The following is a 22,923-nucleotide window of genomic DNA, read 5'->3' as shown; positions in this document are numbered from 1 at the left end:
TCGGGAGGGCCCCCGACGAAACGAGGCTGCCATGACCGCGTTCGGCTACTTCCTGTCCTGCGAGGAGTTCACCCCCGCCCAGCTGGTCGACCAGGCCCGCCGGGCGGAGCAGGCCGGCTTCACCCGGCTCGCGATCTCCGACCACTACCACCCGTGGAACGACGCCCAGGGCAGCAGCCCGTTCGTCTGGGGTGTGATCGGCGCGCTGTCGCAGGTCACCCGGCTCCCGGTGACCACCCTGGTCACCTGCCCGACCGTCCGGCTGCACCCCGCCGTGACCGCGCAGGCGGCGGCCACGGCGGACGTGCAGCTCGACGGCGGGCTGCGGCTCGGCGTGGGGACGGGCGAGGCGCTGAACGAGCACGTGCTGGGCGACCGCTGGCCGCCGTTCGACGTGCGGGCGGACATGCTGGAGGAGGCCGTCGAGGTGATGCGCAAGCTGTTCACCGGCGACCTGGTCTCCCATCGCGGCGCGCACTACACCGTCGAGAACGCCCGGCTGTACACCCCGCCCAAGGAGGGCCGGCTGCCGGTGTACGCGTCGGCCTTCGGCCCCAAGGCGGCCGAGCGGGCGGCGCGGTACGCGGACGGACTGGTGACGATGACCCCGGACACCGAACTGGTCGGCCGCTACCGCGCGGCCGGCGGCACCGGCCCGGTGGTCGGCGGGGCGAAGGTGTGCTGGGCGCAGGACCGCGAGCGGGCCGTCAAGACCGTGCACCGGCTCTGGCCGAGCGAGCTGCTGCCGGGCGAACTCGCCCAGGTGCTGCCCACGCCACGCCACTTCGAGCAGGCCACCGAACTGGTCACCGAGGACATGGTGGCCCAGGCGGTCACCTGCGGTGACGACCCGCAGGCGCACGCCGACCGGCTGCGCTCGTACGTCGGGGCCGGCTTCGACGAGGTGTACGTCGGCCAGATCGGCGACGAACAGGAAGGGTTCTTCGACTTCTACCGGGACCGGATCCTGCCGCAGGTGGCCTGAGCGCAGGGAGCGCCCCGTGAAGCCCTTCCCGCCCTGGAGCCTGCGCGAGTACGCCCTCCTCGCCGACGGTGAACGCGGCGCGCTGGTGGGCCCGTTCGGCGAGATCACCTGGCTCTGCGCGCCGCGCTGGGACTCCGACCCGCTGTTCGCCGGCCTGATCGGCGGCAGCGGCGTGTACGCGGTGACGCCGGTGGGCCGGTTCGTGCCCGGCGGCTACTACGAGGAGGGCGGGCTGATCCGACGCAGCCGCTGGATCACCCAGGACGGCGTGCTGGAGTGCCGGGAGGGGCTGGCCCTGCCCGCGGATCCGCACCGGCTGGTGCTGTTGCGCCGGGTGACGGCCGAGTCCGCGCCGGCGCGGGTCCGCGTGGTCCTGGAGCCGGGCACGGGCTTCGGCACCCGCCACTGCCGGGATCCCCGGCGCACGGAGGACGGCTGGTCGCTGCGCACCGGCCCGCTGCGGCTGCGCTGGACGGGCGCCGCGGCGGCCCGCCCCGAACGGGACGGGGGGCTCACCGCCGAGCTGGTGCTCCGTCCGGGCGAGCGGCTGGACCTCGTCCTGGAGGTCGCCGACCGCCCCCTCGACGGGCCGGCGCCCGAGCCGGACCGCTGCTGGCGGGCCACCGAGCGCGCCTGGCGCGCCGTCGTCCCCGACCTCTCCCACACCCTCGACGACCGCGACGCCCGGTTCTCCTACGCCGTCCTGCACGGCCTCACCTCGCCCGGCAGCGGGGGCATGGTCGCCGCGGCGACGACCAGCCTGCCCGAGCGGGCCGAGGCCGGCCGCAACTACGACTACCGCTACGTCTGGATCCGCGACCAGTGCCTGGCGGGCCAGGCGGTGGCCGCCTGCGGCCCGTACCCGCTCCTGGACGACGCCGTGCGGTTCACCACCGCGCGGCTCGACGAGGACGGCCCGGACCTCGCCCCGGCCTACACGGTGACCGGCGGGCGGGTGCCGGCCGAGCGGACCGTCGACCTGCCGGGCTACCCCGGCGGCCACGACCGGGCGGGCAACCGGATCACCCGGCAGTTCCAGCTGGACGTGTTCGGCGAGGCCCTGCTGCTCTACGCGGCGGCCGCCCGGCACGGACGGCTGGCCCCGGACGCGCGGGCGGCGGTGCACACCGCCGCCCGCGCGATCGCCGCCAAGTGGCGCCGACCGGACGCCGGCGTCTGGGAGTTGGAGGACCGGGCGTGGACCCACAGCCGGCTGATCTGCGCCGCGGGGCTGCGCGCGATCGCCCGCCCGGAGGCGGCCGGGCCGGCCGGCGTGTCGGACGGACTCGCCGCGCGGTGGAGCGCGCTGGCGGACCGGCTGCTCGCCCACACCTCGCGCCACGCCCTGCACCCCTCCGGCCGGTGGCAGCGCTCCCCCGGCGACCCGGCGCCCGACCTCGCGCTGCTGCTCCCGTCGGTGCGCGGCACCCCGGCGCCCGGCGACCCGCGGACGGTCGCGACCCTGCGCGCCTGCCGCCGCGAACTCACCGACGGGCACTACGCCTACCGGTTCCGGCACGACGAGCGGCCGCTGGCCGAGGCCGAGGGAGCGTTCGTGCTGTGCGGCTTCGTGATGGCTCTCGCCGAGCACCGGCACGGCGACGCCGTCGAGGCGGCGCGCTGGTTCGAGACCACCCGCGGGCTGTGCGGCTCGGCGGGCCTGTTCGCGGAGGAGTACGACATCGCGCAGCGCCAGCAACGGGGCAATCTGCCGCAGGCGTTCGTGCACGCGATGATGCTGGAGTGCGCGGCGCGCCTGGCCCGGCCGGCCGCTGACCGGCCAAGGTGAAGAGGGCCGGGCTCAGGCCGCCGCGTAGCGGGCGGCCCGGTCGGCCGCCAGGCGCAGCCCGTGGCCCGGCGCGCCGTCGGCGCCCGGGGTGACGGTCCCGCCGGCGGGGTCGAGGGCGCCGTCGAAGAGCAGCCCCTCGATCCGGACGTGGTCGTGGAACCACTCCAGGTGGCGGCAGTTGGGGACGGCGGTGGCGGCGTGGGCGTGCAGGTGGGGGGCGCAGTGCGCGGAGATGTCGAGGCCGTGCGCCTCGGCGAGGGCGGCGGTGCGCAGCCAGCCGGTGAGGCCGCCGCAGCGGGTGGCGTCGGCCTGCAGGCAGTCGACGACGGGCACCATCCGGGCGAAGTAGGCGAGGTCGTAGCCGTACTCGCCCGCCGTGACGTCGGGGGTGACGGTCTCGCGGATGGCGCGCAGTCCGGTCAGGTCGTCGGAGGAGACCGGCTCCTCGAACCAGGTGACGCCCTGGTCGGCGAGGGCGGCGCCGACCCGTACGGCCTGTTTGCGCCGGTAGCCGCCGTTGGCGTCGGTGTACAGCTCGACCCGGTCGCCGACGGTGGTGCGGGCGGCGCGGACCCGTTCGAGGTCGCGCCGTTCGCGGGTGCCGCGGGACTCGCCGATCTTGATCTTGACCCGGGGGATGCCCTGGTCCTCGGTCCAGTGCCGCAGTTGGCGTTCCTGCTGCCCGGCCGAGTAGGTGGTGAAGCCGCCGCTGCCGTAGACCGCGACGGGCCGGGCGGCGCCGCCGAGCAGCCGGGCGAGCGGCAGGCCGAGGAGGTGCCCGCGCAGGTCCCACAGGGCGAGGTCGACGGCGGAGATCGCGCCCGCGACCAGGCCGGGTCGGCCGGTGTTGCGCACCGCCCGGTTCATCGCCTCGTACGCGCCGCTGGTGTCGTGCGGGTCGCGGCCGGTGACGAGCGGGGCGAGTTCGCCGGTGATCACGGCGGCGGCCGCGGGCGCGCCGTACGTCCAGCCGAGGCCGCTGTGCGGTCCGCTGACGGCTTCGGCGAGGACGAGGGTGGTGTGGTCCCAGGCGAGCGTGCCGTCCGCCTCCGGGGCGTCGGTGGGGACGGTGTAGACGCGGGCGCTGATCCGCTCGATCCCGCTCATGCCGGTGCTCGCAGTCCGCCGCGTTCGCCCGCCGCGAGCAGACCGGCGGCGCGGTCGACCAGGGCCATGATGGTCAGCGCCGGGTTGGCGCTGCCCTGGGTGGGCAGCACGCTGCCGTCGGTGATCAGCAGGTTGGGCACGGCGAAGGTGCGCAGCCGGTGGTCGACCACGCCGCTGAGGTGGTCGGCTGCCATCCGGCAGCCGCCGACCAGGTGGGCGTAACGGTCGATGGTGATCACCTCGCTGGCCCCGGCGGCGCGCAGGATGGACTCCATCACCTCGCGGGCGGCCCGGATCAGCATCCGGTCGTTGTCGCACTGGGAGAAGGCGAATTCGGCGACGGGCAGGCCGTGCCGGTCGGTCTCGTCGGCGAGGGTGATCCGGTTGTCCGGCTGGGGCAGCAGTTCGGCCATCGCCCCGAGGGTGGCCCAGTGGACGTAGTCGGAGAGGTAGGCGCGCAGGTCGGCGCCCCAGTGGCCCTGGGCGACGACGTGCTCGGCCCAGGTGATGGGGAGCGGCGAGATGTTCTGGATGGTGAAGCCGCGCCGGTAGGGCTTGCCGGGGTCGGTCTCGTAGTACTGCTCGGTGGTGACCTCGGGCGGCGGTGCCTTGTAGGCGCGGATCTCCTCGTCGAAGCGGCCGGAGGTCTGCGGGGCGCCCTGGACCATGACGTACCGGCCGACCAGGTCGTGGTCGTTGCACAGCCCCTCGGGGAAGCGCGGGCAGGCGGAGTTGAGCAGCAGGCGCGGCGTCTCGATGGCGTACCCGGCGACGGCGACGGTGCGGGCGCGCTGGAGGTGTTCGCGGCCGTGGTGGAAGTAGCGGACGCCGCGGGCGAGTCCGTCGCGGTCGAGTTCGACGGCGGCGGCCATGCAGTCGGCGCGGATCTCGGCGCCGTGGGCGAGGGCGTCGGGGACGTGGGTGATCAGCGGGGACGCCTTGGCGTTGACCTTGCAGCCCTGGAGGCAGAAGCCGCGGTAGACGCAGTGCGGGCGGCGCCCGAAGCGGCCGTTGGTGATGGCGACCGGGCCGACCCGGGCCTGGATGCCGAGGGCGGCGGCGCCGCGCAGGAAGACTTCGCCGTTGCCGCCGACGGGGTGCGGCGGGTACGGGTAGGCGTGCGGCTCGCCCCAGGGCCAGTACTGGCCGGCCACGGGGAGTTCGTACTCCACGCGCCGGTAGGAGTCGCGCAGGTCGCCGTAGTCGACCGGCCAGTCCGCGCCGACGCCGTCGAGGCTGTGGGTGCGGAAGTCGGAGGGGTGGAAGCGCGGCGTGTAGCCGGCGAAGTGGACCATCGAACCGCCCACGCCGCGGCCGGAGTTGTTGGAGCCGAGCGGCACCGGGTCGGTGCCGGAGACGACCCGCGGCTCGGTCCAGTACAGGTGGTGGGAGGCGGCCTCGTCGCTGACCCAGTCGGCGAGCGGATCCCAGAACGGCCCGGCTTCCAGGACGACGACGCTCCAGCCCCGGCGGGCCATCCGCTGGGCGAGGGTGGCGCCCCCGGCGCCGCAGCCGACGATCAGCAGGTCGACCTCGTCGGAGTCCTGGTAGCGGCGCATGTCGCGCAGCAGGGTGTGGTCGAAGCCCTGGCCGTCGCGGGGCAGCAGCCAGGCGGACTCGTTGCCCCGGCGGGTCTCGCGTTCGGCGGCGGCGTTGGCCCGTACGGTCTCGGCGGCGGCGCGCAGCCGGGAGTGGCGTCCGGGGTCGGTGGCGGGCGGGGCGGGGTGCGGCGGTTGGTGGTCGGGCGGGCGCGGCGGCCGGGGGTGGGCGTCGGCGACCTCCCAGGGTTCGCGCACGCCGACGCCCAGGCGCAGGTAGCCGCGCGGGTGGGCGGGGCCGCCGAAGCCGATCTCGTTCCACGCGGTGGGGGTGGAGTAGTAGGCGGTGCAGGCGTAGCGGGTCCACAGGCTCCAGACGTGCTGGGCGGGCAGGCCGTGCCAGTGCTCGCCGTGCATGTCCTGGACCCGGCCGAGCAGCGCCCGCTGCTGGACCTCGGTGAGCGAGCAGAACGGGGCGTCCGCGTCCTCGTCCAGGGCGCGCAGGGTGCGCCGCCAGGCCTCGTCGTCCTCCGGCATGTCGGCGAAGCGCCAGCCGTCGGTCTGCCGTTCGGAGAGCCGGGCGTCGATCATCGGGAGCAGGTCGACGTCGGGGTGGTCGAGCAGCAGGTCGAGCAGGGCGCGGGCGGTGGACTCCTCGGCGGGGGTGAAGAACCGCAGGGCCGGCTGCGGGCCGGTGCGGGCGAACACCACCGCGGCCGTCTCCCGGTCCCAGTGCCGGGACTGGCCGAGCACGTCGTAGCCGGGGAAGCGGGGCTCAGGCATCCCGGGACTCCCGGCGCAGGACGGCGGCGACCAGGCCCATCCCGCCGACCATGCTCATCAGCAGCGGCGCGAACAGCGGCGGGCCCATCTCCACGTTGTAGCGGGCCATCGCCCAGCCGCCGGGCTTCTCCGCGATGCCCCGCAGGTGCAGGTAGGTGCCCTGGAGGCCGTTGGCGGTGATCGCCGCGGCGGCGACCGGGAGCATGGTGTGCGCCGCGCGCGGGCTGAGTGCCCCGGCGACCCCGGCCGCCGCGCCGACCGGGCCCAGCCAGACCGGCCACCACATGACCCGGTTGCCGAAGCCGGCCCGGTCGTGCTCCAGGTAGATCTCGGCGGCGGTGACCACCGAGCCGGCCGCGGTCGCCAGCGCGAGCGAGCGCTGGAAGCGGCCGGTGCGCACGTTGCGCAGCGCGAGGCCGATGCCGCGCCGGGGCAGGTCAGTGATGGCCATGCCGGCCTCCGAACGAGGGCAGCAGTTCCTGGAGCTTGGCCCGCAGCCCCTGGCGGACCATCGCGGCGCGGTCGCTGTCGCCGCGCAGGACGGACTCGGTCGCGGCCTGGATCTGGTCCCAGGTGGCGTGCGGCGGGATGGGCGGGACGGCGGGGTCGGTGCGCAGCTCCAGGACGAACGGGCGGTCGGCGGCCAGGGCGTGCTGCCAGCCGTCGGAGACCTGGCCCGGCTCGACGGCGCTCTCGGCGGCCAGGCCGAGGGACCGGGCGAAGCCGGCGTAGTCGACGTCCGGCAGTTCCTGCGAGGGCAGGAAGGCGGGTGCGCCCTGCATCGCCCGCATCTCCCAGGTGACCTGATTGAGGTCGCGGTTGTTGAGCACCGCGACGACCAGGCGCGGGTCGTCCCACCGGCGCCAGTACTTGGCGATGGTGATCAGCTCGGCGAGCCCGTTCATCTGCATGGCGCCGTCGCCGACGATCGCGATCGCGGGCCGGTCGGGGTGGGCGAACTTGGCGCCGATCGCGTACGGCACGCCGGGGCCCATGGTGGCCAGGGTGCCGGACAGCGAGCCGCGCATGGCGCCGCGGAAGCGCAGGTGGCGGGCGTACCAGTTGGCGGCCGAGCCGGAGTCCGCGGTGACCATGGCGTTGTCGGGCAGCAGGTGGTCGAGCGCGTGGACGGCGTACTCGGGGTTGATCGGGTCGGCCTCGACGGCGGCCCGCCGCTCCATCACCTCGCGCCAGCGTTCGACGTTGTCGCACACGGTGCGCTGCCAGCTGCGGTCCTCCTTGCGGGCCAGCAGCGGCAGCAGGGCGTCCAGCGTGCGGGCGGCGTCGCCGACGAGGTTGACCTCGTACGGGTAGCGCAGCCCGACCATGAACGGGTCGAGGTCGATCTGCACGCCCCTGGCCTGCCCGAAGTCGGGCAGGAACTGGGTGTACGGGAAGCTGGATCCGATGGTCAGCAGGGTGTCGCAGTCGCGCATCAGCTCGTACGAGGGGCGGGTGCCGAGCAGGCCGATCGACCCGGTGACGTACGGCAGGGTGTCCGGCAGCGCGTCCTTGCCGAGCAGCGCCTTGGCGACTCCGGCGCCGAGCAGTTCGGCGACCTGCTCGACCTGCCGGCGGGCGTGCCGGGCGCCCTGGCCGACGAGCATGGCGACCTTGCCGCCCGCGTTGATCACCTCGGCGGCCCGGCGCAGCTCGCCCTCCTCGGGCGTCACGGTCCACTGCGGTGCGCCCAGGCTGGAGGGCACCATCTTGAAGGCGTGCTCCGGAGGGCTGTAGTCGAGCTCCTGGACGTCGGCGGGCACGATGACGGCGGTCACGGTGCGGCGGGCGGTCGCGGTGCGCATCGCCCGGTCCAGGACGTTCGGCAGCTGCTCGGGCACCGTCACCATCTGGCAGTACTCGGCGGCGACGTCCTTGTAGAGGCTGAGGAGGTCGACTTCCTGCTGGTAGGAGCCGCCCATGGCGCTGCGGTCGGTCTGGCCGACGATCGCCACGACGGGGACGTGGTCGAGCTTGGCGTCGTACAGCCCGTTGAGCAGGTGGATCGCGCCCGGTCCCGAGGTCGCCGCGCACACCCCGGTGCGGCCGGAGAACTTGGCGTAGCCGACGGCCTCGAACGCGGCCATCTCCTCGTGCCGCGCCTGGACGAAGACCGGGTGGTTGTCGGCTCGGCCCCAGGCCGCGAGCAGCCCGTTGATGCCGTCGCCGGGGTAGCCGAAGACGTACTCGACCTCCCAGGCACGCAGCCGTTCCAGGATGTGGTCGGAAACCTTCGGTGACACGGTGCTCCTCCTTCACGCCCACGGACCCCCGCAGCGCGGCTAACCGCTCCGCGGGGCCGGAAACCACCCGGCGGAGGGGAAAGTTCCCGGGGCCCCTGGCGGCGCGGCCCGGGTTGCCTGGGCGGCGCGGCCGGGATCGCCGGGGCGGTCGCGCCGGGACGTTTCATCGCCCGCCGCCCGGCAAGACGTCCGCCATGACGCCTGCCATGAGGTTCCGCACCCGTTCGAAGCCCCGCACCGTGGTCATCACCGGTGCCACCGCCGGCGTCGGCCGCGCCTGCGTCCGCGCCTTCGCCACCGGCGGCGACCGGCTCGTGCTGGTCGCCCGCGGCACCGCCGGGCTGCGCGCGGCCTCCGCCGAGGCCGAGATGGCGGGCTCGCCGGTCCGCACGATCCAGGCGGACGTGTCCGACCCGGCGGCCTGCGAGGCGGCCGCCGCCCGCGCCGAGGAGGAGTTCGGGCCGATCGACGTCTGGGTGAACGACGCCTTCGCCTCGGTGTTCGCGCCCTTCACCGAGATCGACCCGGAGGAGTTCCGCAGGGTCACCGAGGTCACCTACCTGGGGTACGTCAACGCCACCCGGGCCGCGCTGCGCCGGATGCTGCCGCGCGACCGGGGCACCATCGTCCAGGTCGGCTCGGCCATCGCCTACCGGGGCATTCCGCTGCAGACGGCCTACAGCGGCGCCAAGCACGCCATCCAGGGCTGGCACGAGGCGCTGCGCTGCGAACTGCTCGCCTCCGGATCGGGCGTCCGGGTGACCATGGTGCAGCTGCCGGCGGTCAACACCCCGCAGTTCGACTGGGTGCTCAACCGGCTGCGCGGCCGCGCCCGGCCCGTCCCGCCCGTCCACCAGCCCGAGCTGGCGGCCCGCGCCGTCCGCTACGCCGCCGACCACCCCGGGCGCCGCGAGTACTGGGTGGGCAGCAGCACCGCCGCCACGCTGATCGCCAACGCGATCGCGCCCGGCCTGCTCGACCGATACCTCGCCCGCAACGGCATCGCCGCCCAGCAGGAGGACGGGCCGCGGTCGGCCGACGAACGGTCCAACCTCTGGGCCCCCCGCGACGCCACCGAGGACCACGGCGCCCACGGCCGCTTCGACGCGGAGGCCCGCGAGCGCAGCGCCCAGCTGTGGGCCTCCCAGCACCACGGCCTGCTCGCCGCGGGCGGGGCGGTGCTGCTCGGCGCCGCCGCCGGTGCGCTCGGGCGGCGGCGGTGACGGCCGGCGCCGGGTCCTGGTGTCCGACGTTTCCGATGCTTCCGGCGTTTCCGAGGTTTCCGACGACCGGAGGGGCCGAGACGACCGGGCCGATGATCTGAGGGTTGCGCCCCACGCTCACGCGAACGGGTGGTCCCCCGAACGGATCGCGGCCACACCGGCGTTGCGTGTGCGACGCCTCCGCCGATCGGACGGTACACCTGGGGCCGCCCTCCGCAGTGGGGGGCTCCTTGTGGCCGACCCGGGAGTGGTGCGATGCGAACGGCGGGCGAACTCCTGCTCTGGTGGGGGCTGTTGCTCCTACTGAACACCGTGCTGATCAGCTCGGTGACGCCGCTGGAGGTGGCGGTCGGCGGTGGCGTCGCGGCCCTCGGCGCGGCGGGCGCCCTCACCGTCCGGCGCGCCTCCGGCGCCGCGTTCGGCGGTCCGGCCCGACTGGCCCGGGCGCTGTGGGCGTTCCCGTGGACGCTGCTCGCCGACACCGGCCGGCTGGTGCTCGCCGTGTGCTCGCCCGGCCGCCGCCGGGCCGCCGGCTTCCGCACCGTGCGCCTGGCGCCCGGCACCGGCCCGGCCTGGGCCGCGGCGCTGCTGTCCGCGACCCCCGGCGCGTACGCCGTGGCGGACGCCGACGGCGTTCTGACCGTGCACACGCTCGGCCGTGAAGCCTCCTCACTGGAACGGACGTTGACGGGGTCCGGGCGGTGAACGCCTGGCTGCTGGCCGCCGCGCTGCTCGCCGCCGGCGGGCTCTGCCCCTGCCTGCTGCTCGCCCTGCGCGGCGAACCGCAGTACCGGCTGGCCGGGTTGAACCTCGCCGCGACCGTGACCTCCGTCGTCCTGCTGCTGCTCGCCCAGGGGTTCAGCCGCACCTCGTACACCGACCTGGCGCTCGACCTCACCGTCCTCGCGCCCGCCGGGACGCTGGTGTTCACCCGCTTCCTGGCCGGAGAGGAACGCTGATGGGGCGTCACACCGTGGCCCTGGCCCTGCTGTGCGCGGGAACGGCGGCCCTGCTGCTCGCCGCCGTCGCGCTCGCCGTCCTGCCCGGCCCCTATCTGCGGCTGCACGCCCTGTCCCCCGCCGCCGCGCTCGGTGCGCCACTGGTGGCGCTTGCCCTCGCCGTGGACACCGGGCCCGGCCGGGCCGCCGTCAAGCTGCTGGTGATCGGTCTGCTGCTGGCGGCCGGCGGCACCGTCACCACGATGGCCGTGGCCCGCGCCACTGTCCGCGTCGACGCCGCACGGGAGGCCGACCGGTGACCGACGCCCTGATCGTCATCGCCCTGCTGCTCACCGGGATCACCGCGACCACCGCCGCGCTCACCCGCGACCCGGTCCGGCAGGCCGCCGTCCTCGCGGTGCTCGGGCTCTGCCTCGCCCTGCTCTTCACCGTGCTCCAGGCACCCGACGTCGCGCTCTCCCAACTCGGCGTCGGCAGCGCGCTCACCCCGCTGCTCATCCTCTTGACCGTCCGCCGGGTGCGCCGCGACGAGCACTCCGACGACCGCCCGGACCGCCCCGAGTGAGCCGGACCGCCCGCCTCGGCCTCTTCCTGACCGCCGCCACCGTCCTCGCCGCCGCCCTGATCGCCGCCGCGGACCAGCTGCCCGGCTTCGGCGGCGGCCGGCACCCGTACGGCGACCGGGCGGTGGCCGCCGGCCTGGCCCGACGCACCGCCAACATCGTCTCGTCCGTCAACTTCGACCAGCGGGCCTTCGACACCCTCGGCGAGGAGTCGATCCTGTTCGCCTCCGTCCTCGGCGCGGGCATGCTGCTGCGCCTGGCCCGGGACGAGCACAAGCGCCGCCCCGCCGCCGAGCCCGTGCTGCCCACCACCCGGCTGTTCGGCGCCACCCTGCTGCCCGTCACCCTGCTGACCGGCGGATACCTCGTCGCGCACGGCGCGTTGAGCCCCGGCGGCGGCTTCCAGGGCGGCGTGGTGCTGGCGACCGCGCTGCACCTCGCGTACGTCGCCGCCGACTACCTGGTGCTCAAGCGGATCCGGCCGCTGGCCGTCCTCGACGTCGCGGACGCCCTCGCCGCCGGCGCCTTCGCCGCCCTCGGCCTGATCGGGCTCGCCGAGGGCGCCGGCTACCTGGCCAACACCCTGCCGCTCGGCACCTTCAACCAGCTCTCCTCCAGCGGGCTGGTGGTGGTGGTCAACGCCGCCGTCGGGGTGGAGGTCGCCTCCGGCGTGGTGGTGCTGCTCGCGCACTTCCTGGACCAGGCCGTCGAGGTCGTCCCCGGCGGGGGGACGCGATGAGCCTGCTGCCCTACCTGGTCGCCGGGTGGATCCTGCTCGCCGGCCTGTACGGCCTGGTCACCAGCCGCAACCTGGTGCAGGCGGTCGGCTGCCTGGCCGTCGCGCAGGCCTCGACGTACGTGCTGCTGCTCGCCGTCGGCTACCGGCGCGGCGCGACCGCGCCGGTCTACTCGGACCTGCCGACCGACGCCCCGGTCGTGGACCCGGTGGTCCAGGCCCTCACGCTCACCGACATCGTCGTCGGCGCCACCGTCACCGCGCTGCTCCTCTCCCTGGTCGTCCAACTGCGCAAACGGCACGGCACGGTGGACCCGGAGCGACTGACCGGGCTGCGGGGGTGACGCCCGCGTGAACACCGCCGACCTGCTGCCCCTGGCCGTCGCCGTCCCCCTGCTCGGCGCAGCCCTCCTCGCCGTCACCGGCCGGTGGCTGCCCCGCCCCGCCCGTGACGCGCTCGCCACCGCCCTGGCCGCCGCCGACGTCGGCTGCCTCGCCCTGCTGTGGGCGCGGACCGCCCCGGACGGCCGGGCGGTGTCCTGGCTCGGCGGCTGGGGCCCGCACGGCGGGCACAGCGTCGGCATCGTCCTGGTCGCCGACCGCCTCGGCAGCGGCCTGGCCCTGCTCGCCGCCGTCCTGGTGCTGGCCGTGCTCTGCTACGCCTGGCGGTACTTCGACGAGCCCTCCGGCGGGCACCGCGGCGTGTTCCCCGCGCTGCTGCTGCTCTTCGAAGCCGGGATGTGCGGATTCGCGCTCACCGGCGACCTCTTCGACGCCTTCGTCTTCTTCGAGCTGATGGGCGCCGTCGCCTACGCGCTGACCGGCTACCGGATCGAGGACCCGCGCCCGCTGCAGGGCGCGCTCGCCTTCGGCCTCGTCAACTCGGCCGCCGCCTACCTGTCCCTGCTCGGCATCGGCCTGCTCTACGCCAGGACGGGCGAGCTCGGCCTCGCCCAGATCGGCAGCGCACTCGACCGGCTCGCCGCCCCCGGCCACGGCCCGGACGCCCTGCTGGTGCTCGCCTTCGTCCTGGTCCTGGCCGGGCCGCTGGTGAAGGCCGCGGCGGCGCCCTTCCACTTCTGGCTGCCGGACGCGCACGCCGTCGCCCCGAGCCCGGTGTGCATGCTGCTGTCCGGGGTGATGGTCGAACTCGGCGTGTACGGCGTGGCCCGGATCCACCGGGTGGTCTTCGCCGGCCCGGGCGGCCTGCCGGACGCCGTCGTCCGGGACACCCTGCTGGCGGTCGGCGTGCTGACGGCCCTGGTCGGCGCCGTGATGTGCTGGCAGCAACGGCACCTGAAGCGGATGCTGGCGTTCTCCACCGTCGGGCACATCGGACTGTTCCTGATCGGGGCGGCCCTGCTCACCCCGGCCGGGCTCGCCGGCACCGCGGTGTACGTGGCCGGCCACGCGGGCGCCAAGGCCGCCCTGTTCGGGCTCACCGGAGTCCTCCTCGACCGGTACGGCTCGGTGGACGAGCACGGGCTGCACGGCCGGGCCCGCGAACTGCGCTCCACCGGGCTGCTGTTCGCGCTCGGCGCGCTCGCGCTGGCCGGGCTGCCGCCGTTCGGCACCGGGCTCGGCAAGGCCGTCGCCGAGGAGGCCGCCGGACACCGCCTGGCCTGGCTGCCCGCCGTGTTCGTCCTGGTCTCGGCCCTCACCGGCGGCGCGGTCCTCCGGGCCGCCCTGCGGGTCTTCGGCGGCGTCGGCGCGCCGCCGGAGGAGCACCCCGAGGTGGCCGCCACCACCGGCGAGGGCGAGGAACCCGAGATCCGCGGCCCAGGCCGCCGGCTGCCCCCGCCGATGGTCGTAGTGCCCGGGCTGCTGCTGGCCGGCTGCCTGGCCGTCGGCGTCCTGCCGGGCGTCGGCCGGGCCCTCGCCGCCGGGGCCGGCGCCTTCACCGACCGCGACGCCTACCTCGCCGAAACCCTCCGGGGGACGACCGGGCGCACCGCCGCCGCACCCGACGCCTGGTGGACCGCCTCCGGGGTCGGACTCGGCCTGCTCTCCGCCCTGCTCGCCGTCGCCTTCGCCACCGCCGCAGTCCGCCGCGACCCACGGCGCGGCACCGGCGGCCTCCACCGCGCCGTCACCCTCCCGCTGCGCCGCCTGCACTCCGGCCTCCTCGGGGACTACGTGGCCTGGCTGACCGTCGGCCTCGCGGCCCTGCTGGCCGCCCTCACCGCCCAGCTCTGACCGGGACGCCGCGGCGCCCGCCCGGATTGACCCGACCGGCCCCCGGCGGCCCCGTCCGACACGCCACGGGCGGCGGACCATCGCCCGCCACCGGGCGGGCCGCGCCTACTGTCGCCTTCGCCCGGACAGGGCGATACCTGACAGAAGCGGAGAATCCCCCATGAACCGACGCATCACCCGGACGCTCACCCTGCTCGCCGCCGCCGGCCTCGCCGCCGTACCGACCGCCGCGAGCGCCGAGGTCGTCTCCGGCGGCAACCACGGGACGGTCATCGTCGGCGACGGCAACCAGGTCGCCGGCTACGACATCATCAACGCCGGCCACGACGCCACCGTCGGCTCCCACAACGGCTCCACCGGGGTGGCCGCCGGAGCCATGGACGCCGCCCAGGCCACGGGCGGCAACTACGGGACCGTGATCGTCGGCGACGGCAACCAGGTCGCCGGGGACGACATCGTCAACGCCCTGGGCGACGCCACCGTCGGCTCCTACAACGGCACCTCGACCATGGCGGCGACGATGGCCGCCGCACTCAGGCCGATCACCGGCTGACGCCCCGCGCCGGCGGCCGCCCGCACCCCCGCGCGCACCCCTTCCGCGCACGACCTCCCACGCATGACCGGCCCGACGTGCGGAGCGGCCCGTCCCGGCGCACCGTCGAAGACATGGCCTCGATCATCGTGCTGTTCGAGCTGGAGCCCGAGCAGGTCCTCGGCGCCGAAGGCGTGGGACCGGGGGTGCTGGCCGTCCACGCCGCCGGCGCCGATCCGGACATCCCCGAAGACCCCCAGCCCACCACGCTGTGCCGGCGCGACACCCGCTCCATGGAGCACAGCCACTACTCCCCCTCCCGCCCCGGCGAACCCTGGTACCCGCCCGACCTGGCCGACCGGCGGTGCCGCGAGTGCGAGCGGGCCCTCGCCACCTCGTGAGCCGCCTCCGGTGCTGCGGGCTCAGTCCTGCGGGCCGCCGGCCGCCGGCGCGGGGGACGGCGCTGGACCGGTAGCCGGGCGGGAGGTACAGGGCCTCGCCGCTCAGGGTGGAGACCTCGGCTGCCGGGTCGCCCGGTGACCGGAGCGTCCAGCGGCTCGATCCCGCGGACTGGATGACAGCGTTGAGGTCGGCCGACCGGCCCCGTCATCCGGGGGCGGAGCGGAACGAACCGGGCACCGTCGAAACTCTGACGGTTCGTCATGACTGAAACGCCGTTCGGCCGGGCATAAAGGACTCAGCCCGCCGAGGGCCCCGGCTGAAGCTCCCCCACGAGCCCAACCGGGACCATGGCCGGCGACCGGGCCTGGGCGCGACTCCCCCCACGGAGTGACGACCAGGCCCGCATGGTGTCCAACCAACGACACGCAGCGTACTTGTCATATCGACGTAACGCTACTGCCCCGTTTCCGGCCACCCACTCCACCCGCGCGAACCGGCCGTTCCGTCCCGCCCGCCCGCACGGGCGCCGAGGGCCGAGGGCCGAGGGCCGAGCCGTTGACAGTGCCCCGACCGGCTCCTACCGTGGCGCAGTCGATTACCCGCGAGTAGGGACTGTTGATGGCCGAGCCGCGCCCGTACGACCTCGTCCTGTTCGGTGCCACCGGGTTCACCGGCGGGCTCACCGCCGAGTACCTGGCCAGAACCGTGCCCGAGGGCTGCCGCTGGGCCCTCGCCGGACGCGACGAGGGCAGGCTCGCCGCCGTCCGGACGAAGCTGGCCCGGATCGACCCGCGCTGCGCCGACCTCCCCCTGCTGATCGCGGACGCCGCGGACCGCGAAGCGCTGCGCGCCGTGGCCGCCGGGGCCCGGGTGGTGGCCTCCACCGTCGGCCCGTACCTGCGGCACGGCGAGCCGCTGGTGGCCGCCTGCGCGGACAGCGGCACCGACTACGTGGACCTCACCGGCGAGCCGGAGTTCGTCGACCGGATGTACCTGCGGCACCACGAGCGGGCGGTGGCCACCGGTGCCCGGCTGGTGCACGCCTGCGGCTTCGACTCGGTGCCGCACGACCTGGGCGTGCTGTTCACCGTCGAGGAGTTGCTGCGCCGCGGAGGCCCGGTGGCCGAGGTCTCGGTCGAGGGCTTCGTCCGCGCCGGCGGCACCGTCTCCGGCGGCACCTTCGCCTCGGCGATGACGGCCTTCTCCCGACCGCGGGCGATGGCCCGGGCCGCCCGGGCGCGCCGCGCGGCGGAGCCCCGGCCGAAGGGCCGGCTGGTCCGCACCCCGGCCGGCCGGCCGCACCGCTCGCGGGCGGCCCGGGCCTGGGCGGTACCGATGCCCTCGATCGATCCGCAGGTGGTCGCCCGCTCGGCCGCCGCACTGGACGAGTACGGCCCGGACTTCGGCTACGCGCACTACGCGGCGGTGCGACGGCTGCCGATCGCGCTCGGCGGTGTCGCCGCGGTGGCGGCGATCGCCCTCGCCGCGCAACTGCCGGTTCTGCGCCGGGCGTTGGGGCGGCTGCGCAGGCCCGGTGACGGGCCGAGTGCGGAGCAGCGGGCGCGTTCGTGGTTCGCCGTCCGGTTCGTGGCCCGGGCGCAGGACGGGCGGACGGTTCTCACCGAGGTGTCCGGGGGCGATCCCGGCTACCAGGAGACCGCGAAGATGCTGGCCGAGTCGGCGCTCTGCCTGGCCTACGACGACCTGCCGCCGGTGGCGGGGCAGCTGACCACGGCGGTGGCGATGGGGCGGCCGCTGATCGACCGGCTGATCGCTGCGGGCATCTCCTTCCGGGTGCTGGACACCCCGCCGACGGCCGCCCCCGGCCGGTAGCGGGCGGGGGCGGCCGGGGGCGGCGCGCGCTCGCCTACTGCGGCGTCACGTAGGCGCCGGAGATGCCGCCGTCGACGAGGAAGGTGTTGGCGGTCATGAAGGACGAGTCGTCGGAGGCGAGGAACGCCACCGCCGCGGCGATCTCCTCGGGCTCGGCGAAGCGGCCGAGCGGGATGTGGACCAGCCGGCGGGCGGCCCGCTCCGGGTCCTTGGCGAACAGTTCCTGCAGCAGCGGGGTGTTCACCGGGCCGGGGCAGAGCGCGTTGACCCGGATGCCCTCGCGGGCGAACTGCACACCCAGTTCGCGGGACATGGCCAGCACGCCGCCCTTGGAGGCGCTGTAGGAGATCTGCGAGGTGGCGGCCCCCATCACGGCGACGAACGACGCGGTGTTGATGATCGAGCCCTTGCCCTGGCGCTGCATGTGCGGGATCGCGTACTTGCAGCACAGGTAGACGCTGGTCAGGTTGACCTCCTGGACCCGCTTCCAGGCGTCCAGTCCGGTGGTGAGGATGGAGTCGTCGTCCGGCGGGGAGATACCCGCGTTGTTGAAGGTGATGTCGAGCCGGCCGTACTCGTCGACGGCCCGCTGGAAGAGGTCGCGCACCGCGTCCTCGTCGGTGACGTCGGCCTGGATGAACAGGCCGCCGACCTCGTTCGCGGCCTTGGCGCCGGTCTCGGCGTCGAGGTCGACGCAGACCACCTTCGCCCCCTCGGCGGCGAAGCGGCGGGCGGTCGCCAGGCCGATGCCGCTGCCCGCGCCGGTGATGACGGCCACGCGGCCGTCGAGTCGCTGGGTCATGCTGATCATTCCTCCGTGGAGATGAAGACGTTCTTGGTCTGGGTGAAGGCGTCGAGGGCGTCCGGGCCGAGCTCGCGGCCGAGGCCGGACTGCTTGAATCCGCCGAAGGGCGTGGTGTAGCGCACCGAGGAGTGCGAGTTGACGGAGAGGTTGCCGGCCTCGACGCCCCGTGAGACCCGCAGGGCCCGCCCGAGGTCCCTGGTCCAGATGGAGCCGGACAGCCCGTACTCGGTGGCGTTGGCGATGCGCAGGGCGTCCTCCTCGTCGCGGAACGGGACGACCGTGACGACCGGGCCGAAGATCTCCTCGGTGAAGGCGCGGTCGTCGTGCCGCACGGGCGCGAGCACGGTCGGCGGGTACCAGAAGCCGGGCCCCTCGGGGGCGCTGCCGCGGATGGCGACGGCCGCGCCGTCCGGGACGTAGGAGGACACCCGGGCCCGGTGGGCGGCCGAGATCAACGGGCCCATCTCGGTCTTCTCGTCGGTCGGGTCGCCGACCCGCACGCCGCGCACGGCCGGCTCCAGGAGCGCCAGGAAGTCCTCGAAGGCGGAGGCTTCGACCAGGATCCGGGAGCGGGCGCAGCAGTCCTGGCCGGCGTTGTCGAAGACGGCGTAGGGCGCGGTCGCGGCGGCCTTGGCGAGGTCCGCGTCGGCGAAGACGATGTTGGCGCTCTTGCCGCCGAGTTCGAGGGTGACGGGCTTCACCTGGGCGGCGCAGCCCGCCATGATCTCCTTGCCGACCCGGGTGGAGCCGGTGAACACGACCTTGCGCACGTCGGGGTGGGTGACGAAGCGCTGTCCGACGACCGGGCCGCGGCCGGGCAGGACCTGCAGCACGCCTTCGGGGATCCCGGCCTCCAGGGCGAGCTCGGCCAGGCGCAGGGCGGTGAGCGGGGTGAGTTCGGCCGGTTTGACGAGGACGGTGTTGCCGGCGGCGAGCGCCGGGGCCAGGGCCCAGGCGGCGATCGGCATCGGGAAGTTCCAGGGCACGATGACGCCGACCACGCCGATCGGTTCCTGGAAGGTGACGTCGATGCCCCCGGCGACGGGGATCTGCCGGCCGAACAGCCGCTCGGGCGCGGCGGCGTAGTACTCGATGACGTCCCGCGCGTTGCCCGCCTCCCAACGGGCGTTGCCGATGGTGTGGCCGGCGTTGGCGACCTCCAGTGCGGCGAGGTGTTCGCGGTCGGCGTCGACGGCGGCGGCGAAGGAGCGCAGCAGCCGGGCCCGGTCGGCGGGGGCCACCCGGCGCCAGGTGTCGAAGGCGGCCCGGGCGCGGGCGACGGCGGCATCGGTCTCGGCGAGGCCGGCCAGTTCGATGGTGGTGATCACCTCCTCGGTGGCGGGGTTGACGACCTCGAGGAGGTCCGGTTCGGTCATGGAGCTGTCTCCCTGTGCGTGGAGGTGGTCCGGCTCGCGGTGAGCAGGGCTTGGAAGAGGCGCGGGTCGTCGGGGTCGGTCTCGGGGTGCCACTGGACGCCCACCACGAAGCGCCGGCCGGCCAGTTCGAGTGCCTCGACGGTGCCGTCTTCGCCCCAGGCGGTGGCCCGCAGGCCGGTGCCGAGCCGGTCGACGGCCTGGTGGTGGTAGCAGGAGACTTCGGCGGTCGGCCCGAGGACGGCGGCGAGCCGGCTGCCGTCCACCACGCCGATCCGGTGGCGGACGAAGCGGGCGGGGACGCTCTGGTGGCTCCCGTCGGGCAGGTGCTGGCGGAGGGTGCCGCCGAGTTCGACGTTGAGCAGCTGCATGCCGCGGCAGACGCCGAGCACCGGCAGGTCGCGGGCCAGGCCGGCTGCGAGCAGCCGGCTCTCCCAGTCGTCGCGGGCGTGGTGGGGCGGGCCGGTGCGCGGATCGGCGGTCGCCGCGTACCGGGCCGGGTCGATGTCCGGTCCGCCGGCGAGGACGAGCCCGTCCAGCACGTCGACGAGGTGGTCGGTGCCGCCGGGTTGCGGTGGCAGCAGCACCGGGGTGCCGCCCGCGCGCGCGACGGCGTCGACGTACGTCTGGGGCACGAGGGAGGCCCGCTGGTTCCAGACGGACCAGGCGGCGTCGTCCTGATAGCTGCTGATGCCGATCAGTGGCCGCCGGCGGTCGTCGCGGCTCACAGCCGCTCGAATCCGCAGCGCCGCTCCCAGTCGGTCACCGCCCGCTGGTAGGAGGCGAGTTCGGTGCGTCCGGCGTGGGTGTAGTGGCGGACGACGTCCTTGCCGAAGGCCTCGGTGGCGACGGCGCTGCGTTCGAAGGCGTCGACCGCGTCACGCAGGTCGGCGGGCACCCGGGGAGCGGTGGAGGCGTACGCGTTGCCGGTGAACTCCGGTTCGAGTTCGAGGCGTTGCTCGACGCCGTGCAGTCCGGCCGCGATCAGGGCGGCGACCGCCAGGTACGGGTTGACGTCGCCGCCGGGGACGCGGTTCTCGAAGCGCAGCGACGGGCCGTGGCCGACCACCCGCAGCGCGCAGGTGCGGTTGTCGCGGCCCCAGGCGATGGCGGTGGGCGCGAAGCTGCCGGGCACGTAGCGCTTGTAGGAGTTGACGGTGGGCGCGAACAGCAGGGCGAAGTCGGCCAGGCAGGCGAGCTGTCCGGCGAGGAAGTGCTCCATGGTGCGGGAGAAGCCGTGCGGCCGGTCGCCGGCGAACACCGGGCTGCCCTGGTCGTCGCGCAGGCTCAGGTGGATGTGGCAGGAGTTGCCCTCGCGTTCGTCGTACTTCGCCATGAACGTGAGGCTGCAGCCCTCCTGGGCGGCGATCTCCTTGGCGCCGGTCTTGTAGACGGCGTGGTTGTCGCAGGTGGTGAGGGCGTCCGCGTACTTGAAGGCGATCTCGTGCTGGCCGAGGTTGCATTCGCCCTTGGCGGACTCGACGGTGAGGCCGGCGCCGGCCATGCCGTTGCGGAGCCGGCGCAGCAGGGGCTCGATCCGGCCGGTGCCCAGGATGGAGTAGTCCACGTTGTACTGGTTGGCGGGGGTGAGCCGGGTGTAGTCCTTGTCCCAGGCCTGTTCGTAGCTGTCCCGGAAGACGATGAACTCCAGCTCGGTGGCGGCCTGGGCCTGCCAGCCGTATCCGGCCAGCCGGTCCAGCTGCCGGCGCAGGATCTGCCGTGGGGAGACGGCGACCGGGGTGCCGTCGTGGTGGACGACGTCGCACTGGACCATGACGGTGGCGGGGTGCCAGGGGACGGACCGCAGGGTGGCGAGGTCGGGGCGCAGCGTCAGGTCGCCGTAGCCGTTCTCCCAGGAGGAGATCTCGTACCCGTCGACGGTGTTCATGTCGACGTCGACGGCCAGCAGGTAGCCGCAGCCTTCGGCGGCGCCGGGCACGACGTCGTCGAGGAAGTACTCGGCGGCGACGCGCTTGCCCTGGAGGCGCCCCTGCATGTCGGTCATGGCCAGCACGACGGTGTCGACGGACCCGTCGGCGACGCGGGTGCGCAGTTCGTCGAGGGTGAGCCGGGGGGTGGTCATCGGATCTCCAGTTCGGTGTCCCGGGCGTCGGGCTCGGGCGGCGTGCCGTGGACGTGGGGCCCGGTGAACCAGTGCCGGGCGGAGAGCAGCCACCACAGGCCGGCGAAGCCGACCACGACGGCCACGGCGACGGGGGTGTAGTTGAAGCTCTCGGCGGTGATCGGGCTCGTGGTCGGGAGCATGAACAGGACGGTGATGACGGCGGTCCAGGCGACCGCGATCACGCCGATCGGTCGGCTCCACCGGCCCAGGTGCCAGGGGCCGCGCGCGAAGTCCCCGCCCTGGCGCAGCCGCAGGTACACCGGGATGACGTAGGAGATGTAGAGGCCGATGACGGAGATCGACGTCACGGCGGTGTAGGCGGTGCTGTTCCAGAGCGCGGGCAGCCCGAGCAGCAGCGCGCCCCCGGTGGCCAGCCAGACGGCGTTGGTGGGGGTCTGGGTGCGCGGGTCGATGCGGTGCCAGAGGCGGGAGCCGGGCAGCGCGCCGTCCCGGGAGAAGGCGTAGATCATGCGGGAGTTGGCGGTCACCGAGGCCATGCCGCAGAAGAACTGGGCGCCGATGACGATGAGCAGCAGCAGTTGGGCGCCGCCGGCGCCGATCGCGTCGATGAAGATCTGCGCGGGCGGCACGTCGGTGTCGCTGTTGAGCGCGCCGTCGTAGTCGCGGATCGCGAAGGTGATGCCGAGCAGCAGGATCCAGCCCGCCACCAGGGAGACGGTGATGGCGTTGACGATGCCGCGCGGTCCGGAGCGGGCGGCGTCGCGGGTCTCCTCGGTCATGTGCGCGGAGGCGTCGTAGCCGGTCAGGGTGTACTGGGCCATCAGCAGGCCGAGCAGGGCGACGTAGAACTGGTTGTGGAAGCCGGTCTGGTTGACGAACTCGGTGAGGACGAAGGACACGGAGGCGTGCCGGTCGGGCAGGACGGCCAGCGCGCCGACGATGATCGCGACGCCGACCAGGTGCCACCACACGGACACGCTGTTGAGGACCGCGACCAGGCGTACCCCGAAGGTGTTGAGCAGGCCGTGCACCAGCAGGATGACGGCGAAGATCTCCATGGTGTGCGCGGGGCTGGCCTCGACGCCGAAGCGGAGGGTGAGGAACGCGTTGGTGAAGAAGGCGGCGCCGTAGTCCACGCTGGCGGTCACGGCGACCTGGCCGAGGAAGTTGAACCAGCCGGTGAACCAGCTCCAGGCCGGGCCGCGGCTGCGGGTCAGCTTGGCGGACCAGTAGTAGAGGCCCCCGGCCGTCGGGTAGCTGGAACAGATCTCGGCCATCGCCAGGCCGACGCAGAGCGTGAGCAGGCCGACCACCGGCCAGCCCCAGACGATCAGGGCCGGGCCCCCGGTCTTCATCCCCGTTCCGTACAGGGTCAGGCAGCCGGAGAGGATGGAGACGATGGAGAAGGAGACGGCGAAGTTGGAGAAGCCCGACATCGAGCGGGCCAGTTCCTGGGTGTAGCCCAGCTCGCGGAGCCGCTGTTCGTCGGCGGAGACGGGGGCGGTGTGCTCCGGAAACATTTCGGGGGCAGGGTGGTCGGGTGAGCGTGCGTCGGTCATGGGCACCCCTGGGGGATTGAGGGTGTGCCGGGGAGCACGCGGCCACGGCGGCGTGGCACGGTCGCCCCGACGGGTTCGACGGTCGGACGGCTCTTCAATGGTCTGGAATCAGTCCATTGGGGTGGGTGAGCAGCATCGTTCCGGCTGAGCCGGTGTCGCGTCAAGGGCGGGAAGGGAACGAGTCCCGGAAACCCGTTCGTAGGTACGATTC

Annotated in this window: 22 protein-coding genes; 13 read left to right on the top strand and 9 right to left on the bottom strand. The window is 74.5% G+C overall.

Annotated features, from left to right (window positions below):
* Positions 1–31 precede the first annotated feature (31 nt).
* On the top strand, positions 32–985 hold the full coding sequence (locus tag AC0B61_RS19120; protein WP_471741870.1) for a TIGR03557 family F420-dependent LLM class oxidoreductase: 954 nt from the start codon (positions 32–34) through the stop codon (positions 983–985).
* 16 nt (positions 986–1,001) lie between these two features.
* Positions 1,002–2,774, top strand: coding sequence for a glycoside hydrolase family 15 protein (locus AC0B61_RS19115; protein WP_471741869.1), 1,773 nt, complete (start codon positions 1,002–1,004; stop codon positions 2,772–2,774).
* A gap of 12 nt (positions 2,775–2,786) precedes the next feature.
* Here the strand turns inward: AC0B61_RS19115 and AC0B61_RS19110 are convergent, their stop codons facing one another.
* Genes AC0B61_RS19110 through AC0B61_RS19095 form a run of 4 tightly spaced genes read right to left on the bottom strand, consistent with a single transcriptional unit; the run spans position 2,787 to position 8,445 of the window.
* Positions 2,787–3,881, bottom strand: a complete 1,095-nt coding sequence (locus tag AC0B61_RS19110) for an enolase C-terminal domain-like protein (protein ID WP_471741868.1) — start codon at positions 3,879–3,881, stop codon at positions 2,787–2,789.
* Positions 3,878–6,202 carry a GMC family oxidoreductase gene (locus tag AC0B61_RS19105; RefSeq protein WP_471741867.1) on the bottom strand — a complete coding sequence of 775 codons (2,325 nt, stop codon included), beginning with the start codon at positions 6,200–6,202 and terminating at the stop codon, positions 3,878–3,880. Before AC0B61_RS19105 ends, AC0B61_RS19110 begins: the two co-directional genes overlap by 4 nt.
* Positions 6,195–6,653, bottom strand: coding sequence for a hypothetical protein (locus AC0B61_RS19100; RefSeq protein WP_471741866.1), 459 nt, complete (start codon positions 6,651–6,653; stop codon positions 6,195–6,197). Before AC0B61_RS19100 ends, AC0B61_RS19105 begins: the two co-directional genes overlap by 8 nt.
* Positions 6,640–8,445 (bottom strand): thiamine pyrophosphate-requiring protein, encoded by a 1,806-nt coding sequence (locus AC0B61_RS19095; RefSeq protein ID WP_471741865.1) that lies wholly within the window; start codon positions 8,443–8,445, stop codon positions 6,640–6,642. The genes AC0B61_RS19100 and AC0B61_RS19095 overlap by 14 nt, the downstream gene beginning before the upstream one ends.
* Before the next feature lie 206 nt (positions 8,446–8,651).
* Here AC0B61_RS19095 and AC0B61_RS19090 point away from each other — a divergent pair, with 206 nt between their 5' ends.
* The 11 genes from AC0B61_RS19090 to AC0B61_RS19040 all read left to right on the top strand — a co-directional run bounded on the left by AC0B61_RS19090 (position 8,652) and on the right by AC0B61_RS19040 (position 16,889).
* Positions 8,652–9,668, top strand: coding sequence for an SDR family oxidoreductase (locus AC0B61_RS19090; protein ID WP_471741864.1), 1,017 nt, complete (start codon positions 8,652–8,654; stop codon positions 9,666–9,668).
* 255 nt (positions 9,669–9,923) lie between these two features.
* On the top strand, positions 9,924–10,373 hold the full coding sequence (locus tag AC0B61_RS19085) for a hypothetical protein (RefSeq protein WP_471741863.1): 450 nt from the start codon (positions 9,924–9,926) through the stop codon (positions 10,371–10,373).
* On the top strand, positions 10,370–10,627 hold the full coding sequence (locus AC0B61_RS19080) for a monovalent cation/H+ antiporter complex subunit F (RefSeq protein WP_471741862.1): 258 nt from the start codon (positions 10,370–10,372) through the stop codon (positions 10,625–10,627). Before AC0B61_RS19085 ends, AC0B61_RS19080 begins: the two co-directional genes overlap by 4 nt.
* Positions 10,627–10,926 carry a monovalent cation/H(+) antiporter subunit G gene (locus AC0B61_RS19075; protein ID WP_471741861.1) on the top strand — a complete coding sequence of 100 codons (300 nt, stop codon included), beginning with the start codon at positions 10,627–10,629 and terminating at the stop codon, positions 10,924–10,926. Before AC0B61_RS19080 ends, AC0B61_RS19075 begins: the two co-directional genes overlap by 1 nt.
* On the top strand, positions 10,923–11,192 hold the full coding sequence (locus AC0B61_RS19070) for a Na(+)/H(+) antiporter subunit B (protein WP_471741860.1): 270 nt from the start codon (positions 10,923–10,925) through the stop codon (positions 11,190–11,192). Before AC0B61_RS19075 ends, AC0B61_RS19070 begins: the two co-directional genes overlap by 4 nt.
* Complete coding sequence (locus AC0B61_RS19065) at positions 11,189–11,929, top strand: MnhB domain-containing protein (protein ID WP_471741859.1); 741 nt, start codon at positions 11,189–11,191, stop codon at positions 11,927–11,929. Before AC0B61_RS19070 ends, AC0B61_RS19065 begins: the two co-directional genes overlap by 4 nt.
* Positions 11,926–12,270, top strand: coding sequence for a sodium:proton antiporter (locus AC0B61_RS19060; protein ID WP_471741858.1), 345 nt, complete (start codon positions 11,926–11,928; stop codon positions 12,268–12,270). The genes AC0B61_RS19065 and AC0B61_RS19060 overlap by 4 nt, the downstream gene beginning before the upstream one ends.
* A 7-nt stretch (positions 12,271–12,277) precedes the next feature.
* Complete coding sequence (locus AC0B61_RS19055; RefSeq protein ID WP_471741857.1) at positions 12,278–14,122, top strand: complex I subunit 5 family protein; 1,845 nt, start codon at positions 12,278–12,280, stop codon at positions 14,120–14,122.
* 160 nt (positions 14,123–14,282) lie between these two features.
* Entirely contained in the window at positions 14,283–14,675 is a 393-nt protein-coding gene (locus AC0B61_RS19050; protein WP_471741856.1) for a hypothetical protein, read from the top strand.
* A 113-nt stretch (positions 14,676–14,788) separates the two neighbouring features.
* Positions 14,789–15,055 (top strand): hypothetical protein, encoded by a 267-nt coding sequence (locus AC0B61_RS19045; protein WP_471741855.1) that lies wholly within the window; start codon positions 14,789–14,791, stop codon positions 15,053–15,055.
* A gap of 619 nt (positions 15,056–15,674) precedes the next feature.
* Positions 15,675–16,889 carry a saccharopine dehydrogenase family protein gene (locus AC0B61_RS19040; RefSeq protein WP_471741854.1) on the top strand — a complete coding sequence of 405 codons (1,215 nt, stop codon included), beginning with the start codon at positions 15,675–15,677 and terminating at the stop codon, positions 16,887–16,889.
* Positions 16,890–16,923: 34 nt separating this feature from the next.
* Here AC0B61_RS19040 and AC0B61_RS19035 read toward each other — a convergent pair whose 3' ends face one another.
* From AC0B61_RS19035 to AC0B61_RS19015, 5 genes are read right to left on the bottom strand one after another with little or no spacing between them, the layout of a single operon-like run.
* The gene (locus tag AC0B61_RS19035; protein WP_465660721.1) at positions 16,924–17,700 is read right to left on the bottom strand and encodes a 3-oxoacyl-ACP reductase; all 777 of its coding nucleotides are present in this window, start codon (positions 17,698–17,700) and stop codon (positions 16,924–16,926) included.
* Positions 17,697–19,070, bottom strand: coding sequence for an aldehyde dehydrogenase family protein (locus AC0B61_RS19030; protein ID WP_471741853.1), 1,374 nt, complete (start codon positions 19,068–19,070; stop codon positions 17,697–17,699). The genes AC0B61_RS19035 and AC0B61_RS19030 overlap by 4 nt, the downstream gene beginning before the upstream one ends.
* Entirely contained in the window at positions 19,067–19,795 is a 729-nt protein-coding gene (locus AC0B61_RS19025; protein ID WP_471741852.1) for a gamma-glutamyl-gamma-aminobutyrate hydrolase family protein, read from the bottom strand. Before AC0B61_RS19025 ends, AC0B61_RS19030 begins: the two co-directional genes overlap by 4 nt.
* A complete protein-coding gene (locus AC0B61_RS19020; RefSeq protein WP_471741851.1) occupies positions 19,792–21,150 on the bottom strand; it encodes a glutamine synthetase family protein in 1,359 nt (452 codons plus the stop codon). Before AC0B61_RS19020 ends, AC0B61_RS19025 begins: the two co-directional genes overlap by 4 nt.
* Entirely contained in the window at positions 21,147–22,712 is a 1,566-nt protein-coding gene (locus tag AC0B61_RS19015) for an amino acid permease (protein ID WP_471741850.1), read from the bottom strand. Before AC0B61_RS19015 ends, AC0B61_RS19020 begins: the two co-directional genes overlap by 4 nt.
* Between the last annotated feature and the right edge of the window lie 211 nt (positions 22,713–22,923).

This window comes from Kitasatospora sp. NPDC023385 (genome assembly GCF_055664045.1).
This window is presented reverse-complemented; position numbering and strand designations above follow the sequence as displayed.